The organism is Arthrobacter rhombi (genome assembly GCF_039526245.1).
In the GTDB taxonomy this organism is placed as follows: domain Bacteria; phylum Actinomycetota; class Actinomycetes; order Actinomycetales; family Micrococcaceae; genus Arthrobacter_H; species Arthrobacter_H rhombi.
In genome coordinates this window covers 72,824-89,917 of the sequence record NZ_BAAAIV010000004.1, presented here as the reverse complement: position 1 = coordinate 89,917, position 17,094 = coordinate 72,824, and the positions used below count along the sequence as shown (strand labels likewise).

Here is a 17,094-nt window from a genome sequence, read left to right as displayed (position 1 = left end):
TATGGTGGGAGGTGTTGCCCTTGGCATCCACACCCACTCGACGACGAGGAACACCGTGACAGAAGCCACTAATTTTGCCCACCTGTCCCCACGACTGTCCGTTGGCGACGCCGAACCGGACCGCAACCTGGCATTGGAACTGGTGCGCGTGACGGAAGCGGCGGCCATCGCCGCCAGCCCCTGGGTCGGTTTCGGCGACAAGAACTCTGCCGACGGAGCTGCCGTCGACGCCATGCGTTCGCTGCTCTCGACGGTCTCCGTCAACGGCACCGTGGTGATCGGCGAGGGCGAGAAGGACGAAGCGCCGATGCTGTTCAACGGCGAGCAGGTCGGTGACGGCACCGGCCCCGAGGTCGACGTCGCCGTCGACCCGATCGACGGAACCCGGCTGACCGCGCTAGGCATCAACAACTCAGTGGCAGTGCTGGCCATGGCCGAACGTGGTTCCATGTTCGACCCCTCGGCAGTGTTCTACATGGAGAAGCTCGTGACCGGCCCCGAGGCAGCCGAACTGGTTGATCTCCGGCTGCCGGTGAAGCAGAACCTCTACCTGATCGCCAAGGCGAAGAACAAGCCGATCAACCAGATCACCGTCTGCGTGCTCGACCGCGACCGGCACAAGAAGCTGGTCCAGGAGATCCGCGACGCCGGTGCGCGCACCAAGTTCATCATGGACGGCGATGTCGCCGGTGCCATCGCCGCCACCCGCGAGGGATCAGGCGTCGATGCGCTCATGGGCATTGGCGGCACGCCCGAGGGCATCGTCACCGCCTGCGCCATCCGCGCCCTGGGCGGAGTCATCCAGGGCCGGTTGTGGCCCACCGATGATGCCGAGAAGCAGAAGGCGCTCGACGCCGGCCACGACCTGGACCGCGTGTTGACCACCAATGACCTGGTCACCAGCGACAACTGCTACTTCGCGATGACGGCCATCACCGACGGCGACCTGCTGACGGGAGTGCGCTACAAGAACGACAAGATCTACACGCACTCCATCGTGATGCGCTCGAAGTCGGGGACCATCCGCACCGTTGAGGGCGAGCACCAGTCACGCAAGTGGGAGCCCTACACCCGCTGATCCCCAGAATCGCACTACTGCACGACGACGGTGCCTCCCCTCGGGGAGGCACCGTCGTCGTTGGTGCAGTGTGGGGGATCCGCGGTGCTAGTTGCGCTCTGAAGTGGTGACCGCGAAGGCCAGCGCCGACCCGTCCCCCTGGAACTTGGCCATGACGGGTGCCTCGTTGGCGGGGATGAACACCGAATCGCCACGCGTCAGCCGCAGATTCCCCTGGGGGGAGTCCAGCAACAGCTCCCCGGCCACACAGATCACGGTCACCGGGCCGTTCTGCGCCACGGCGACGTCGTCTCCCGAGAGGGCAGCACTGGAATCCCCGGGCCCCTCCCACGCGATGCGCTGGAGCTGGAATTCGTCGAAGGGCGGGCGGTAGATCTCCTGGCCCAGGACCCCCTCTTCGGCCTCGAGATAGGGGACTCCGAAGCTGGTGAAGTCCACGGTGTCCATGAGCTCGGGCAGATCCACGTGCTTGCCGGTCAGCCCGCCACGCAACACGTTGTCCGAGCTGGCCATCACCTCCACCCCGAGCCCACGCAGGTAGGCATGGATGTTTCCCGCGGGAAGGTAGACCGCTTGGCCCGGCCGCAGCGTCAGATGGTTGAGCATCAGTGAAACGAGCACCCCCGGGTCCCCGGGGTAGAAGCCGGCCAATGACTCCAACTCCGCCAACCCGGGATCCGTGACCTCGTGCCGGCCGCAGGAGACGGCGGCAGCAGCCGATCCGACCAGCTGCACCACGTCGGTTCCGCCGGAGAGCAGATCGGTGAACGCACCGCGGAGGTCCCCCTGCCCCAGGGTCGCGGCGGTGCGCCGCGCGGCGTTGGCCGCCCGTCCTTGCTCGTCGGCGATATCGGTGTCGGACGCGATGGTGTCGGCCAACCAGGAGAACAGCGCGGCCGCATCGGCGGCATCGCGGAACCCGCACAGCGCCGAAAACTCGGTGAGGGGGAAAATGATCTCCGGCTTGTGGTTGTCGTCCTTGTAATTGCGATGCGGGGCGGAACGGTCGACCCCTGCAGCCTCCTCGGCGGCGAAGCCTGCCCTTGCCTGGTCCAGTGTGGGATGGACCTGCAGCGACAGGGGCTGGTCGGCGGCCAGGATCTTGGCCAGGAACGGCAACCTGCCATACCGGGAGGCGACGGCCTCGCCCAGCAGGCCCTGGGGGTCGTCCGCCACGAGCCCATCCAGTCGGGTCTCCTCGTGGAGTTCGGGATGGCTGGCCAAGGAGGGTGAACCGGGGTGCGCCCCGATCCACATTTCCGCCGCGGGGGCCCCGGTTGCCTCGATGCCCAGCAGCTCGGAAATCGCGGTCTTCGACCCCCAGGGGTAGTCCCGGACGGTGTTGCTCAGGCGGTACATGCTGCTCCTCGGGTCTGCGTCTGCTGGGCGCTGCTTACCACCCAATCTAGGCCAGACGCCGCCGTCTGGCAGTCCTCGCGGTTCCATCGGCGGCGCCGACCTCCACATTTGGGGCCGGGGGAGGGCAGCGTCCATCGATGGTGGCAGGGTTCCCTGCCCGGGAGGTTAACCGCAGGAGTCCTGCAGGAAAACCTTCCCGGCCGCCGGATTCACCGCCGCAGGCCGCCTCGGGGGAGCAACGACTAGGGCGCGGTGCACTCGTTGTTGTTGGCCGCGATTTCCGAGATCAGGGTCCGCTGCCCGTTGAGTTCCAACTGCACCAGGTACTTCTCGGTGATGGGGGAACCATCGGGTTGCGTGGTGGGAACCGACCCGGGGTCGGAACCTGGCTCGATCTGCTCCTGGGTCATCGAGCCGGCGTCGGTGGCCGACTTCGTGGCAGCGTTCGTCGGCTCCGATCCCTGCGAGGACTGGCTGGCGGATTTCTTGGCTGCAGCCTTGGAGGCGGCGGCGGCCTTCTGGGACTTGTCCGCGGCAGCGGACCCGTCCTTCGTGGCCTCCTGCAGCAGGCTGGCGACCCGGGTGTGGATGAGGTTGAAGTCAGGGAAAGTGGAGAACTTCGTGCTGAAGTCGGGGGCCCCGAGCGTCAGCCGCTTGAAGGGCGTCTTGCGCGTCTTGTTGGCCAAATTGATGAAACTGCCCAACTGCGTTTGCGGGATGTCGGTCTCCACGAGGTCCTCGCCGGCCGACATGATGCCGGAGAACTTGGTCAGCACCGTCGACGGCTTGAACTGGTTGATCATCGCCTGCTGCAGGCACTGCTGGCGGCGGATGCGGTGGTAGTCGGTGGTGAAGTCGCGGGAGCGGGCGAACCACAGGGCCTGTTTGCCGGTGAACTCCTGCTTCCCGGGGGCGAACCAATGGGTCTTGATGTCCGTGCCCGGCCACTTCTTGGCGTTGTAGGGGACCCAACCGCCGGAATCGACGGTCACCCCGCCCATGGCATCGATGAACGAGGAGAACCCTCCCATGTCGACGACGACGTAGGACTGCACCTGGACACCGGTGATGCCGGTGACGGCGTCCATCATGGCTTCCGCTCCGGGGTTCTTCTTACCCGGGTAGAGGTCCTTGTATTTTTCCTCGACGACGGGGTAGAGCGAGTTGATGATGCACTCGTCGCCACAGTTGTATCCGTCGGGGAAGACCTTGTGGAGCGGCGAGTCAGTCGGGAAGGGGGCATTCTGCAGGTTGCGGGGGATGGAGATCATGGCGGTTCGGCCCGATGCGGCATCGATGCTCACCAACGTCATGGAGTCTGGCCGCAGTCCGATACGATCGGCGCCGGCGTCGCCGCCCATCAGCAGGATGTTGTAGCGGCCGTCCACAGGTTGCATTGACGGGCCGGAGGCGAAGACGTTCTGGATGGTGTCGCGGCCGGTGTTGAGGATGAATGAGCCGTACCCCAGGGCGCCACCGGTGATGACCATCAGCACCACGGTGCATGCTGCAACGATGCCGCGCATCCCCGGTGCCAGCAGGGAGGGCCGGATGATGACCAGCGTGTTGATGAACATCAAAATCCAGCCGATGGCCAGCAGGGCCAGCACGATGGCCAGGATGAGTTGGACCGTGGGCCGGGCCAGCAGCTCGATGACCAGACCCTGGTTGACCAGGGCGACCACGATGCCGATGATGACCACGGCCCAGCAGGTCAACGTGACGGCCAGGACCCTGCGGCCCAACGTGCGGTTGCCGGCGACGACCTGGGCGCCGCCGGGGATGAAGACGGTCAGGGCCAACAGGAAGAAGGCGCGCTTGGTCCTCGTCCTGGCGGTGGCCGTCTCGGGCTCGCGGACCGGATTGTGCAGGGAATGGTTCGTCAAGTTGCTCGCGCCCATGGGTCAGGAATCCTGACCCATGTCGGCTGCTACCTGTTCACGCAGCCGGGCGCCTTTGTCCGTCGCCTGTTGGCGGAGGTCGGCCGCGAAGTCGATCAGTTGCGAGCGTAGGCCCGCAGCTAGTTCGTCAGTGCCGCTGGCCAGCGTGCGTGCGGCCAGCAGACCGGCATTGCGTGCGCCGCCGATCGACACGGTGGCTACCGGGACTCCAGCAGGCATCTGCACGATGGACAGCAGCGAATCCATGCCATCCAGCGTCTTCAGGGGGACCGGGACCCCGATCACCGGCAACGGGGTGACTGCCGCGAGCATTCCGGGAAGGTGGGCTGCCCCGCCGGCTCCGGCAATGATGACGCGCAGGCCGCGTTCATGTGCCGACTTGCCATAGTCGATCATGTCCTGGGGCATGCGGTGCGCCGAGACGACGTCGACTTCGAAGGGGATGTCGAACTCGGCCAAGGCCTCGGCCGCCAGACGCATCACGGGCCAATCGGAATCGGATCCCATGACGACTCCGACCAGGGGCTGCTGGGTGCTCATGTGGCTAGGCTCCTTTGTGGGCCGCGCCAGGCACGGCGCCGTCGCGGATGATGGTGGCCGCCTGCGTGGCGGACTGGCGGACGGCATCGACGTCTTGGCCGGGCGTTCCCACCACATTGATGTGGCCGATCTTACGACCGGGGCGCACGCTTTTCCCGTAGGCATGGACCTTGGCGCGGGGTTCCGCAGCCAGGGCTGCGGGGAACGCGGAGTAGAGGTCGTTGTTGGCGCCGCCGAGGAAGTTCTTCATGACGGTCACCTCACCGAGGGGGGCTGTGTCCCCCAAGGGCAGGTCGAGGACCGCGCGCAGGTGCTGCTCGAACTGGCTGGTCACCGAACCGTTCATCGTCCAATGGCCCGTGTTGTGTGGGCGCATGGCCAGTTCGTTGATGACGAAACCCGGACCGCGGCCCGGAGTCTCGAAGAGTTCGGCGGCCATGACGCCGGTCACGCCGAATTCCTCGGCGATGTGCAGGGCTGCGTCGCGAGCGGCCTGTGCTGCGGCGGGGTCGAGTCCGGGGGCCGGCGCAATGACCTCATCGCAGACGCCATCAACCTGGATCGTGTGCACCACCGGCCACGCGCGGGACTCCCCGGAAGGGGTCCGGGCGACGAGGGCGGAGAGCTCGCGGCTGAAGTCGACTTTTTCCTCGGCGAGCAGGGAGCTCCCGGCGCTGAACCAGTCGGCGCAGGACCGGGCCGCTTCGGTGTCGGCCAGCATGCGGACGCCCTTGCCGTCGTAACCTCCGCGGGGGGTCTTCAGCACCACCGGCCAGCCGGTGGCATCGCCGAAGGAGATGAGCTCATCAACTGATGTCACCTCGGCCCACGCGGGGTTCGGCAGCCCCAGGCGTTCGATGGCCGCGCGCATGACGAGCTTGTCCTGTGCATGGATCAGGGCGCCCGGACGTGGCTGGACGTTGACGCCTTCGTCGATGAGGGCCTGCAGATGCTCGTTGGGCACATGCTCATGGTCGAAGGTGAGCACGTCGACGTCTGCGGCGAACTGCCGCAAGGCTTCCAGATCGTGGTAATCACCCACCGGGGCATGGGCCACGGCGGCAACTGCGGAGACGTCGTCGGCCTCGGCCAGGACGTGGAGACGCAAGCCGAGATTCGTCGCTTCGGGGGCCATCATTCGGGCAAGTTGGCCGCCGCCGACCACGCCAATCACAGGAAAATTCACCCTTTCAGGGTACCGAACCCCGAGCCCCGGACCGGTTGCGACGGGGCCGGATCCTGGCATTTGTCAGGAAACTTTGAGCCGCTGACGATAGAATGGGGAGCTGGCCGCGTCGTGTGGCGCCCCGGGCCGGCACCGGCGGGAACCCCGAAGGACCCGGTTTTTGCCCGCCCCGAATACCTTCTGTGGAGGAACATGCTCAACGAGATCGTGGAAAAATGCCGCGGCCTATTCACCATGCTGTGGCGCGAGGTCATGAAGTTCGGCGTCGTCGGTGGCGTCGCCTTCATCATCGACACCGCGATCTTCCTCTGGATGATGAACGGGCCCATGCACGGCTCGGAGGTCAAGGCCAAGATCGTGGCCGGTCTGGTCGCCACCATGTTCTCCTGGGTGGCCAACCGGTATTGGACCTTCCGGCACCGCCGTCGTGCCTCCGTGGTGCGCGAACTCATCCTCTTCATCATCATGAACGGCATTGGCCTGTTCATCGCTGCCGCGTGTGTCTGGGTCACCAAGTACTGGATCGGCCTGACCGACCAGACGAGCTTGTTCATTGCGGGGTCGGTGGTGGGGCTGATCCTCGGGACGATCTTCCGCTTCTTTGCCTACCGCTTCTGGGTCTTCACCGAGGAACTCGACGACGAGCCCGGCTTCGACCACGACCGGGAGCTGCTCGGCCAGCGGGCCCCCCACGCCAGCGCGGTCCCCGGAGCCGGCGAGCCCGAGGCCGAGGCGGGGACCACCCCGCGCCCCTAGCCGCAAGGTCCTACCGCTGGTTCACGACTCGTTCGTCGTCCAGGATCCGCTGCGTCACCTGGGCCCCGGAGCCCAACAGCACCAGGGCGGATGCGCCGTTCCACTGCGCAATCGCCGCGCGCAACGCGGCAGCGAAATCCACCTCCGGACCCACCAGGGTGGTGCCCGTGACGGCCCCCAGTTCGAAGAGCCCGGCATAGCTGAGCTGGGCCGAGCCGTCGGCGTGGGTCAGGGCCGGGGCCGCGGCCGGCACCGCATCGGCAAGGTAGTAGTCCCCGAACCCGCGCACCTCCCCGGCATAGTCCAGCGCTCCGGCGGGCAGGGCCGCGCCAAACGACAGGGCCAATGAACCCAGGGCGACGGCCATGATGTCGGCCTGCGGGTAGGCCTCGGCGGCGGCCTGGGGGTCGTGGGTGACCACCAGGCCAGGGGCGGGCCCGGAGCTGGCCGATGCGCCCGCGACGCCGTCCGGAACGATGATCTCGGCGCCGGTGGCCAGGACGGCGAACCCGATGGCCAGCGACTTCCAATGGGCCGGCAGCTGGACCAGGACCTGGGTGCCCGGGCCGGCGTCGAACTCCTCGGCCAGGAGGTTGGCTGACTTGGCCACCCAGTTGTCGAAGACGTGACCGCTCAGTTCAACGCGTTCGCCGGGACCGCCGTACCAGGTGAGCAGCGGTGCCGCGGAGTCTCGGTGCCGAACGAGCAGTCGTTCCGTGAAATCTAACGAATTGGCATCGGTGGCCATGTGGGGATCCTCTCGAAACTGTGAAAACGCTGATAATCCGGGGGAGTGCCGGACACGCCCGCTGCTGCCGAGGGTATCCGGGCGTGTTGCGGCATGAATTGGGCTCCCGCCGTGGCTAGAATCTCCCGCTCCACTTGACTGGGGTGAGTTACACCATTGTAATTAGATGGCGAAGCGGCTTTTTCCAGACTACGGATGAAGTCGTGGCCCACACGACCAGGTGAAGGACCGACGGACACACCACGTCCAGAGGCCCGGTGTGCGGCCGCCACGAGACATAGTCAACCAGCGGAAGGGCTCACATCATGGGGAACGCAGAGCGCATTCACGATCCCAGCCACGCCGAACAGGCTTCCATCCGGTACGGCTCCCGTGGAGTCCCTGCAGATTGGTTCCTGGATCCGGCCGACGACGGCGCGGCAGAGAACTACCGTTCCACCGGGCTGGACCTGGATGACCAGGCCACTGCATTCCTTGCGGCGCACGCCACCGATGTGCAGACACCGGAGGCCCTGCTGGCACCGGTGCGTGACCTGCCGGTCGAACGGCCGGCCCAGTCGCCGGCCGAGGTCGACCCGCAGCAGCAGCTGTGGCTCGGGCTGCCCGGTTTCCCCGGCGCCGAAGACGAGGGCGAGCTCGGATGGCAGACCGAGGCACTGTGCGCCCAGACGGACCCCGAGGCCTTTTTCCCCGAGAAGGGCGGCTCCACCCGTGACGCCAAGAAGGTCTGCGGCGCGTGCAACGTGCGCTCGGAATGCCTGGAATACGCGCTGTCCAACGACGAGCGCTTCGGCATCTGGGGCGGACTGTCCGAGCGCGAGCGCCGCCGGCTGAGGAAGCGAGCGGTCTGATTCACTCGCAAGTACGCGTCACGGCCGTCGTCGTCGCACACGATGGGGAAAGCTTCCTTCCGGCGACCCTTGAGGCGTTGACGAACCAGACCCGGCCGGTCGACCATTTCATCGGCGTGGACGCAGGCTCCCAGGACGGCTCAGTGCAGCTCCTGACCGACGGCCTCCCCGCCGGCAGCCCCCTGGTCAAGGCGCGCCCGCGCGGATTCGGCGCGTCGGTACGCGCCGGGCTCACCGGTGCCGATGCCCTGCCGCGCCGGGCAGGGGACCGCACGACGACGGAGAACCTCCCGCCAGCCGAGCAGGACATCCAGGACTGGATCTGGTTGATCCACGACGATTCAGCGCCGGATACCGGCGCTTTGGGTGCGCTGCTGGAGGCCGTTGAAACGGCTCCCGCCGTGACCATCGCCGGTTGCAAGCAACTCGACCGTGACAGCCCGAGGCGCCTCGTGGACGTCGGGTTGGGCGTCAGTCGATGGGGCGAACGCCTGACGATGATCGACGTCGACGAGTTGGACCAGGGGCAATACGATTCGCGCTCCGACCGGTTCGCCGTCAACTCCGCCGGCCTGTTGGTGCGCCGCGATGTCTGGGAAGAGCTCGGTGGCTTCGACCCCGCCCTGCCCGGCCTCGGCGACGACCTGGATTTGTGCTGGCGTAACCGCCTGGCAGGAAACCGTGTGGTGGTGGTGCCCGCCGCCAGGATGTACCACGCAGCCGACACGGTGCGCTCGGTCGCCGGTCCACTGGCCAGCCGTCGCGCTGAGGTCCACCTCCGGCTCAAGCACACCTCCGCCTGGAAGGTCCCCTTCGTCGCGATCGGGGCCATCATCGGTGCCCTGTTCCGTTTGGTCGTCTCGCTGCTGGCGAAGGACCCCGGCTTTGGATTCGGCCAGCTCAACAGCACGTTGGCCGCCGTGTTCTCACCCATGTCGTTGCGTGCATCGCGTCGCGGGGCCAAACGCACCCGCACGGTGTCGCGCTCGATCGTGCGACCACTTATGGTGCCTCGACGCGAGGTCTGGGCCCACCGGCGCAACCTGCTGCAGGCCTCAAGCGCCGGAACGGTTCATGGTGACGGATCCGGCGGCGTTTCAGAGGCGTCGAACCCTTCGGGCGACAACTCGGATGACTTCGCAGCCATCGCCGCCCCGAACCGCACCAGTTCGTCGGTCAGCGCGCTGATCGCCGTCCTGGTCTCAGCGGTCCTGGCCCTCTGGGGGCTGCGGACGCTCTTCGGAGCGGAGGCACTGTCCGGCGGCTCGATGCTTCCGGTCACCCACTCGATTTCGGGGATCTGGGCCCACGCCACCGGTTGGTGGCAGGACATCGGCACCGGGCTACCCGGCCACGGGGACCCCTTCGACGCAGTGCTCGGCGTCTTGTCGCTGCTGGGGTTCGGCGCATCGAACGGCGCCATGGTGGTCTTGTATCTGGCCGCGATGCCCTTGGCCGCGCTCTTCGCGTGGTGCGTCCTGGGCTGCGTCACCGCCAGTCGGGCCACCCGCCTGCTCGGCGCCATCGTCTGGTCGGTGGCCCCTGCCTTGCAGGTCGCGCTCGGTTCCGGGCGGCCCGGTGCCATCGTGGTCCACGTCCTCCTGCCGCTGGTCGCGCTGGGCATGATCCGCGCCGTCGGTGGCGGTCGCCCGCGCGCCGAACAGCACGCCGTGCCCGCGCTCTCGGATCCGCCGTCGAAGGCCGGCCTGCACGGGGTCCCTTCCTGGACCGCCGCCGCCGGGGCCTCGCTGGCCATGGCAGCGGTCACCGCCGCTTCCCCCGCCCTGCTGGTGCCCGCAGTGCTGGTGGTCATCATCTTCGCCGTCCCGCTGCGCGGCCGTGCCCGCACGCTGTGGTGGACGCCGGTCCCCGCGCTGGTCCTGGCCCTGGGATCGGTTCCCGCAGCCCTGGCCAACCCGCGGGTGCTGCTGGCGGACCCGGGCGTTCTCCAACCGTTTTCCGCTGCCTCCCTGTGGCAGCAGGCACTGGGCTTCCCCGTGGCCTTCGATCCATTCGCCGGTGCCAACGGCCTGGGCTGGGCCGCTGATCTGGTGCCGGGCCCATGGGCCCTGGTGGCGGCACTGATCGTCGGGGTTCCCGTGCTGCTGCTGGCGCTGGTTGGTGTGTTGCGACGCGGACGTCGCGGCACGATCGTCCGGGCGGCATGGATCGCCGGACTCCTCTCCCTGGCCGCCGGTTATGCGGTCCAGGCAATTCCGTTCGGCCTGTCCGCCGGGCAGCCCGTGGCCCCGTTCACCGGCCCGTTTGTTTCCGTCTTCACCCTCGGCATCCTGCTCGCCGCCGCCAGCGGCCTGGATTGGATGCGCAGCATCCGCCACCAGGGTGGCCACCGCCTGGGCGCCGTGATGGCGCCTGCCTTTGCCGCCGCCGTCGTGCTGATGCTCGCCTCGGCCACCGTCGCCTCGGCCCTGTGGCTGGTCCCGCGGACCGCATCCACCGGAGCGCAGGCTTCGGCAGGAACCACCGACTTCGGTCTCGGCCAGTCGGTGGTCCCGGCTCCTGCCCGCACCCTGCCGGCCACCGCCGCGGACCGTGGCACCTCGCCGCTGCAGGACCGCACGTTGGTGCTGGCCCCCGCCGGGGACGACGGCGGGATGAGCGCCACCTTGATGACCGGTGCCGGGACGGGGCTGGACCAGCTCTCCGCGATCTCGGCCGCCTCACGGCTCACGGGTAGCCTCACCTCGCCTGCCATCGCCGAGGACGGCCGGGCCGCCACGGAACTGCGTCGTGTGGTCGCGGTTCTGGCCTCCGGCCAGTCCATCGACCCGCGGGCCGACCTGGCCCGTTTCGGGGTCAGCTTCGTGGTCCTGCAGGCCCCCCGGGAAGCGGCAGTCGCCGCCGGCCGGCTCGATGGGGTCCCCGGGCTGGCGCCCGTCGGCTACACCGGGTCCGGCTGGTTGTGGCGGGTGACGCCGTCCGAGCCGATCAAGGGGGCCGACAACCCCACCGATTCCACGGCACGGGTCCGTCTGCTTGACGACTCCGGCACCACGACCTCGCTGATCGGTTCCAAGGCCGGCCGCGTGTCCCACGAAAAGGTGCCCAATGGCTCGGCTGGGCGCACCGTGGTCGTGGCAGCGCAGGCAGATCCGGGATGGCATGCCAGCTACGACGGCAAGGCGTTGAAGCCCACGACCAACGGGTGGGCGCAGGCGTTCGAGGTGCCGGCCGCGGCCGGTGAACTGAGCATCCGCTACACCAGCCCCTACACGGTGCCGTTGCGGGTGCTGACCCTCCTGGTCTTCGCCATCGCCCTGTTGCTGGTCATCCCGATCCCGGCAGGCCGTCGGTTCGCAGCCCGCCGCGTCGAGGAATACCGGACCACCGGCACCGCCGAGTCGGTCCGCGACATCGACGAGACCCACGACGAGTACCTGGCCGACCCGGACGACGGCGAAACCGCCATCGACCGCGGAGCCCGGCCCGAGGAGCAGCGACCATGACCCGCACCCCCACCCCGCGCCGCGGACGCGCCGCAGCCGTCTCCCTGGGAGCCATCCTGCTGGTCGCCACCGGAGGCGGCATTGCCGCGGCCTCGCTCAACGGACCGCTGACGGGCCCGGAATCCGTGGCCGTTCCCCGGGTCACCGTTCCTGCGGGTGACTTCATCGCCCAGTGCCCGGCCACCGCGCGGCTGGTCGACGGTGCCACCGATCGCGGAACGGACCCCGCCTTTGCCCCGGGCTCCGGCTCGGCGAAGACCTCGATCCGTGCCGCGGTGCTCGGCGATGCCGCGAAGCGGATTCCCGGCGCGCAGCTGCAGAAACCCGACGGGAAGACGCTGCGCACACTCTCGGACCGGCTGCCGGAAGCCGAAGCGGCGAAGGGCAAGTCGACGAACGACAACGGTTTCACCGGCCGGCAGGCACGGACCGCCTCGAACGTCCAGGAGTCCGGCGCCTCCGTTCTGCGCGTGCAGCCACTCGGCGGCCAGCAATCCACAGCGGGCGCCGTGCGCACCTATGCAGCAGGGGACGGTGACCTGGCCGGGCTGGCGGCGGCCAGCTGCCAGGCGCCAGCCAGCGGGCAATGGCTGACGGGGGCTTCCACCACCGTCGGCAGCACCGCCCTGCTCACCCTGGCCAATCCCTCGGCGACGCCCTCGACGGTGGACCTGGAACTCTTCGGGGCCAAGGGACGCATCGAAGCCGGCAACTCGCGCGGCATCGTCATCGCCCCCGGCAAATCCACCTCGATCGTCCTGGCCGGCATGGCCGCCGGGGAGAAGTCGCTGTCCGTCAAGGTGACGTCGACCGGTGCACCCGTCACCGCCGACATCCAGCAAAGCATCCTGCGCGGCCTGACACCGGGTGGGGTGGACTTCATCGAGCCGGCGGCAGCCCCCGCCGAACGCCAGGTCGTGCCCGGCGTGCAGATCCAGGCCGCCAAGAAGCAGAAGGCAGTGTCCTCCCAGAAGGGATATGGGGACGCCGTGCCGACCCTGTCGCTGACCGTCCCGGGAACCGCCGACCAGCAGGTCAAGGTCCGCCTGGTGGGCGCGAAGGGTGGGGTGCCGCTGCCCAGTGACGGCCAGTACACCGCTGCCGCAGGATCGACCACCTCGGTACCGCTGACGGGAGTCCCGGCGGGAACGTACACGGCCATCGTCGATGCCGCGGAACCGGTGACCGCCTCCGTGAGGATGACCCAGGGCACCGCGCCCAAGAAGCGGACCGACGCCGCCTGGGCCGGGGCAGCCGACCGGCTGGGCTCCGAGCACCTGGTCACCGTCCCCGAACGTGCTGCCTCGCAGCTGGTCTTCTCCGCGCCGGACGGCCAAGCCAGCGTGGAGCTGCGCCCCATCGACTCCCACGGCACCGTGGGCAAGGCAGTCAACGTCCGGGTCGCCCCCGGCCAGACGGCGGCGCGGAAGATCGACTCGTTGGGCAAGGATGTCGTCGCCGTGACGGTCAGCGCCAGCGGCGACCCGGTCTACGGGAGCCTGTTGGCGACGCAGGGGGCCGAGGGCATCTCCGCGGTGCCGCTTCCGCCGGCACCGCAGGGACCGCGGGCCGTTCCGGTGGACCTGCGCTACTGAACCCCAGCGGGCTCAGCGGTCCCCATCCCACGGGCGGTATTCGGGGTCGATCTCCTCGGGGGTGCGCGCCAGCAGTTCGGCGACCTGTTCGACGACCGCCAGATGCACCAGTTCGGGCAGCGGCATCTCGTCGCCGGCGAGTTCCTCTACGGGCCTGCGGTGGATGACCACGCGGGCCGGCCTTCGGGGGGTGGCACCGAGTGAACGGCCCAGGGGGATGGGGGAACCGGCGCCCTGGGCGAAGTCCAGCGACTTCGTGTTCGGCAGCAGCTCCACCAGGAACACCATGGCGGCAATGGGCTGGCCCCACAAGGCCTCGAGCCGCTCGGCGGACTCGGCGACCAGGTCCTCGAAACGTTCGGCGCGGGTGCGCGATCCGGGAAGGTCGGGAGGCATCACGTCGCCGCGTAAACCCCTGCCGTGGCGGTTGCGCCGACGCCTGGCGAACGGGCGGTCCGGCCGCCGTGCAGCTGCCGCGGCAGCGGTCCGGGGAGAGTCGGGGGATCCCTCGTATCCCAGGGTGAAACCTTCGGCCATAGCCCAGAGCCTACCGAATACGCGGCGGATGGAGGGCGCGCGGAACCGGTTCCCGCCATGCCCGGCTGCTTGGGCCACCGGCGGCACCCCGGGGGGTAAGGTGTTTTCTCGTGGGATCACTTCGACTTTGTTCACGCTCCGCTTGCCGCCAGTCGGCCATTGCGACGTTGACGTATGTCTATGCCGACTCCACCGCAGTGTTGGGGCCGTTGGCGACGTACCCGGAACCGCATTGTTACGACTTGTGCGGCGAGCACGCCCAGCGCCTGACGGTGCCCCGCGGCTGGCAGGTGCTGCGCCTGGAATTGCCGGATGCCCCGCGGCTGGCCCCCGACGAGCTCTCCGCCCTGGCCGACGCCGTCTCCGAACCGCGGCGCCCCGCCCAGCAGTCGTCCGAGACCACTGTCGAACCCGGAGCCGGCAGCTCCACCCCGTCGTCGGCGCGGAACGCACCCTCGCCGATGGAACCGCCCGCCGACGCCGAGGGCGGCCGCAGTTCCCTGCGCATTCTGCGCGAGCCCCGCTAAGCCCATAAACTGGGGGCATGGCCCATATTTCATCTGAACTGCTCGCGATCCTGCGCTGCCCGGTGACCGGCTCGACGCTCCAGCAGGATGGCGACGACCTCGTGGCCACCGGCCGCGACGCCGCCGGCAACAGCCCGCGCTACAGCCTGACCGAAGGCATCCCCGTCATGCTGCGTCCCGCCGACGCCGCCACCGACCCAGCACAGGAGAACCGCACAGCATGAGCTTCGACTACAAGATCGCCGACATCTCCCTCCACGAGGCCGGCCGCCACCAGATCCGCCTGGCCGAGCACGAGATGCCGGGCCTGATGTCACTGCGCGAGGAGTTCGGCGCGTCCCAGCCGCTCGCCGGCGCCCGCATCGCCGGTTCGCTGCACATGACCGTGCAGACCGCGGTGCTCATCGAGACCCTCACCGCGCTGGGCGCCGAGGTCCGCTGGGCCTCCTGCAACATCTTCTCCACCCAGGACGAGGCCGCCGCGGCCATCGTGGTCGGCAACGGCACCCCCGAGGCCCCGGCCGGCGTGCCGGTGTTCGCCTGGAAGAACGAATCGCTCGAGGACTACTGGTGGACCGCCGAGCAGATCCTCACCTGGCCGGGAGCGGACGCCAACCCCGAGCTGGGCCCGAACATGATCCTGGACGACGGCGGGGACGCCACCATGCTGGTGCACCTCGGAGTCGACTTCGAGGCGGCCGGCGCCGTCCCGGACGCCACCGACGCCGACAGCCACGAGTACACGATCGTGCTGGCGACGCTGCGCAACGCCCTGGCGAAGGACCCGCAGAAGTTCACCCGCATCGCCGCGGGCATCCGCGGCGTCACCGAGGAGACCACCACGGGCGTGCACCGCCTGTACCAGCTGGCCGAGGCCGGCACGCTGCTCTTCCCGGCCATCAACGTCAACGACTCGGTCACCAAGTCCAAGTTCGACAACAAGTACGGCATCCGCCACTCCCTGCCCGACGGCATCAACCGGGCCACCGACGTGCTGATCGGCGGCAAGGTCGCCGTGGTCTGCGGCTACGGCGACGTGGGCAAGGGCGCAGCCGAGGCACTGCGCGGCCAGGGAGCCCGTGTGATCGTCACCGAGATCGACCCGATCTGCGCCCTGCAGGCAGCCATGGACGGCTACCAGGTGGCCCGGCTCGAATCGGTGATCGGCCAGGGCGATATCTTCGTCACCACCACCGGCGGGAAGGACATCATCATGGCCTCCCACATGGAGGCGATGAAGGACAAGGCGATCGTGGGCAACGTCGGGCACTTCGACGACGAGATCGACATGGCAGGCCTCGAGGCAGTTCCGGGCATCCGCAAGGTCGAGATCAAGCCGCAGGTCCACGAATGGGTCTTCGGTGCCGACACCGCCGACGCGCACTCGATCATCGTGCTCTCCGAGGGCCGCCTGCTGAACCTGGGCAACGCCACCGGCCACCCGAGCTTCGTGATGTCGAACTCGTTCGCCAACCAGACCATCGGCCAGATCGAGCTGTTCACCCAGCACGGGAAGCAGAACGACGCCGGAACGGGCCCCGCGTACGAGAAGCAGGTCTATGTCCTGCCGAAGATCCTTGACGAGAAGGTCGCCCGGCTGCACCTGGATGCGTTGGGCATCGAGCTCACCGAACTGAGCGCCTCGCAGGCGGACTACCTCGGGCTGGATCCGGCAGGTCCGTACAAGCCGGACCACTACCGCTACTAGGAGGGCGGCCGGCCGGCACTGTGCCGGCCGGCCCCTCAGGCATCGTAGGGCAGCCGGTGGATGCGCTCGCGCACCTGCTGCTGGCGCCCCGCGACGGCGCTGAGCCGGCGGAAATCACGGTCCCGCCGCTCGGCGACCACGGCCAGCAGGAAGTGCTCGGGAGGACATGGCGGGGGAGCGGGGGATACCAGCGGACGCAATTCGTTGGCCAACTCGATGCCGACACGCTCCCGTGAGGCCGGGGCCATCGACGGCGCCTGGCGGATGAACCGGGCGACCCGTCCGGCCAGCGCGTCGGGGATCCGCCCCACGTCGGCCAACTCGGCCCAGGGACGCAACTGCGCCGGGGCCGGCAGTGTCAGCGCGGTGACCTTGCCCCGGCGTTCCCGCATCGAATAGGTGCCCGCCAGCATGTCGCCCAGGCGTTTGCCGCGCTCGTTGGAGAACGAGACGATGAGCGCCAGCGAACCGAACAGGGACAGGATTTCCAGCAGGGCGAGCATCGCCCGGATGAAGGCATGGCGGAAACGGATGGAACCGCCGTCGTCGCGCACGATCCGCAAACCCATGACCAGCCGCCCCAGGGACTTGCCGCGGGAGAGGGTCTCGACGGCGATCGGCACGGCAACCATCCACAACACCACGAGGGCAATGACGACGGCACGCGCCGCCGCCGAATCGAAACCGGCCATCAGGCGTTCGAGCAGGATGAGCGAGCCGACCAGGCCGATCGCGTAGACCAGGTAGTCGATGATGCAGCCGACGGCGCGCAGTACGAAGCTTGCAGGCCGTAGGTGCAGCACCACGGCCTCGCCGGTGATGATCGTGCTCACGGAGTCCC

The 17,094-nt window shown here is 68.6% G+C and carries 15 protein-coding genes; 8 read left to right on the top strand and 7 right to left on the bottom strand.

The window, feature by feature from the left end; all coding sequences use genetic code 11:
• Position 1 precedes the first annotated feature (1 nt).
• Entirely contained in the window at positions 2–1,078 is a 1,077-nt protein-coding gene (glpX, locus tag ABD088_RS02795) for a class II fructose-bisphosphatase (RefSeq protein WP_343899928.1), read from the top strand.
• An 87-nt stretch (positions 1,079–1,165) separates the two neighbouring features.
• Here the strand turns inward: glpX and manA are convergent, their stop codons facing one another.
• The 4 genes from manA to ABD088_RS02775 form a co-directional block, all read right to left on the bottom strand.
• Complete coding sequence (gene manA, locus ABD088_RS02790) at positions 1,166–2,437, bottom strand: mannose-6-phosphate isomerase, class I (RefSeq protein WP_343899927.1); 1,272 nt, start codon at positions 2,435–2,437, stop codon at positions 1,166–1,168.
• 242 nt (positions 2,438–2,679) lie between these two features.
• On the bottom strand, positions 2,680–4,338 hold the full coding sequence (locus ABD088_RS02785; protein WP_343899925.1) for an LCP family protein: 1,659 nt from the start codon (positions 4,336–4,338) through the stop codon (positions 2,680–2,682).
• A gap of 3 nt (positions 4,339–4,341) precedes the next feature.
• Positions 4,342–4,878, bottom strand: a complete 537-nt coding sequence (gene purE / locus ABD088_RS02780) for a 5-(carboxyamino)imidazole ribonucleotide mutase (RefSeq protein WP_343899923.1) — start codon at positions 4,876–4,878, stop codon at positions 4,342–4,344.
• A 4-nt stretch (positions 4,879–4,882) separates the two neighbouring features.
• Entirely contained in the window at positions 4,883–6,064 is a 1,182-nt protein-coding gene (locus ABD088_RS02775) for a 5-(carboxyamino)imidazole ribonucleotide synthase (RefSeq protein WP_372710363.1), read from the bottom strand.
• 192 nt (positions 6,065–6,256) lie between these two features.
• Between ABD088_RS02775 and ABD088_RS02770 the strand changes: the two genes are divergently transcribed.
• Positions 6,257–6,820 carry a GtrA family protein gene (locus ABD088_RS02770; protein ID WP_343899922.1) on the top strand — a complete coding sequence of 188 codons (564 nt, stop codon included), beginning with the start codon at positions 6,257–6,259 and terminating at the stop codon, positions 6,818–6,820.
• A 10-nt stretch (positions 6,821–6,830) separates the two neighbouring features.
• On the opposite strand, the gene ABD088_RS02765 is transcribed toward ABD088_RS02770, so the two are convergent.
• A complete protein-coding gene (locus ABD088_RS02765; RefSeq protein ID WP_343899921.1) occupies positions 6,831–7,568 on the bottom strand; it encodes a TIGR03089 family protein in 738 nt (245 codons plus the stop codon).
• Between the two features lie 305 nt (positions 7,569–7,873).
• On the opposite strand from ABD088_RS02765, the gene ABD088_RS02760 reads away from it, so the two are divergent.
• From ABD088_RS02760 to ABD088_RS02750, 3 genes are read left to right on the top strand one after another with little or no spacing between them, the layout of a single operon-like run.
• Positions 7,874–8,419, top strand: coding sequence for a WhiB family transcriptional regulator (locus tag ABD088_RS02760; protein WP_343899920.1), 546 nt, complete (start codon positions 7,874–7,876; stop codon positions 8,417–8,419).
• On the top strand, positions 8,323–11,886 hold the full coding sequence (locus ABD088_RS02755; RefSeq protein ID WP_343899919.1) for a glycosyltransferase: 3,564 nt from the start codon (positions 8,323–8,325) through the stop codon (positions 11,884–11,886). The genes ABD088_RS02760 and ABD088_RS02755 overlap by 97 nt, the downstream gene beginning before the upstream one ends.
• Positions 11,883–13,481: a DUF5719 family protein gene (locus ABD088_RS02750; RefSeq protein WP_343899918.1), complete on the top strand. Its 1,599-nt coding sequence runs from the start codon at positions 11,883–11,885 to the stop codon at positions 13,479–13,481. The genes ABD088_RS02755 and ABD088_RS02750 overlap by 4 nt, the downstream gene beginning before the upstream one ends.
• Positions 13,482–13,493: 12 nt before the next feature.
• Here the strand turns inward: ABD088_RS02750 and ABD088_RS02745 are convergent, their stop codons facing one another.
• Positions 13,494–14,018 (bottom strand): metallopeptidase family protein, encoded by a 525-nt coding sequence (locus ABD088_RS02745; RefSeq protein WP_343899917.1) that lies wholly within the window; start codon positions 14,016–14,018, stop codon positions 13,494–13,496.
• 110 nt (positions 14,019–14,128) lie between these two features.
• Between ABD088_RS02745 and ABD088_RS02740 the strand changes: the two genes are divergently transcribed.
• From ABD088_RS02740 to ahcY, 3 genes are read left to right on the top strand one after another with little or no spacing between them, the layout of a single operon-like run.
• Positions 14,129–14,545 (top strand): DUF3499 domain-containing protein, encoded by a 417-nt coding sequence (locus ABD088_RS02740; RefSeq protein ID WP_343899916.1) that lies wholly within the window; start codon positions 14,129–14,131, stop codon positions 14,543–14,545.
• Positions 14,546–14,562: 17 nt separating this feature from the next.
• Positions 14,563–14,769: a Trm112 family protein gene (locus ABD088_RS02735; RefSeq protein ID WP_343899914.1), complete on the top strand. Its 207-nt coding sequence runs from the start codon at positions 14,563–14,565 to the stop codon at positions 14,767–14,769.
• On the top strand, positions 14,766–16,253 hold the full coding sequence (gene ahcY / locus ABD088_RS02730; protein WP_343899913.1) for an adenosylhomocysteinase: 1,488 nt from the start codon (positions 14,766–14,768) through the stop codon (positions 16,251–16,253). The genes ABD088_RS02735 and ahcY overlap by 4 nt, the downstream gene beginning before the upstream one ends.
• A 35-nt stretch (positions 16,254–16,288) precedes the next feature.
• Here the strand turns inward: ahcY and ABD088_RS02725 are convergent, their stop codons facing one another.
• The gene (locus tag ABD088_RS02725) at positions 16,289–17,086 is read right to left on the bottom strand and encodes an RDD family protein (RefSeq protein WP_343899912.1); all 798 of its coding nucleotides are present in this window, start codon (positions 17,084–17,086) and stop codon (positions 16,289–16,291) included.
• Positions 17,087–17,094 lie beyond the last annotated feature (8 nt).

Coding starts and splice junctions, on each gene's coding strand:
- purE (WP_343899923.1), bottom strand. CDS start 4,878: ATGAGCACCCAGCAGCCCCTGGTCGGAGTCGTCATGGGATCCGATTCC.
- ABD088_RS02760 (WP_343899920.1), top strand. CDS start 7,874: ATGGGGAACGCAGAGCGCATTCACGATCCCAGCCACGCCGAACAGGCT.
- ABD088_RS02750 (WP_343899918.1), top strand. CDS start 11,883: ATGACCCGCACCCCCACCCCGCGCCGCGGACGCGCCGCAGCCGTCTCC.
- ABD088_RS02770 (WP_343899922.1), top strand. CDS start 6,257: ATGCTCAACGAGATCGTGGAAAAATGCCGCGGCCTATTCACCATGCTG.
- ABD088_RS02745 (WP_343899917.1), bottom strand. CDS start 14,018: ATGGCCGAAGGTTTCACCCTGGGATACGAGGGATCCCCCGACTCTCCC.
- ABD088_RS02785 (WP_343899925.1), bottom strand. CDS start 4,338: ATGGGCGCGAGCAACTTGACGAACCATTCCCTGCACAATCCGGTCCGC.
- ABD088_RS02735 (WP_343899914.1), top strand. CDS start 14,563: ATGGCCCATATTTCATCTGAACTGCTCGCGATCCTGCGCTGCCCGGTG.
- manA (WP_343899927.1), bottom strand. CDS start 2,437: ATGTACCGCCTGAGCAACACCGTCCGGGACTACCCCTGGGGGTCGAAG.
- glpX (WP_343899928.1), top strand. CDS start 2: ATGGTGGGAGGTGTTGCCCTTGGCATCCACACCCACTCGACGACGAGG.
- ABD088_RS02765 (WP_343899921.1), bottom strand. CDS start 7,568: ATGGCCACCGATGCCAATTCGTTAGATTTCACGGAACGACTGCTCGTT.
- ahcY (WP_343899913.1), top strand. CDS start 14,766: ATGAGCTTCGACTACAAGATCGCCGACATCTCCCTCCACGAGGCCGGC.
- ABD088_RS02755 (WP_343899919.1), top strand. CDS start 8,323: ATGCCTGGAATACGCGCTGTCCAACGACGAGCGCTTCGGCATCTGGGG.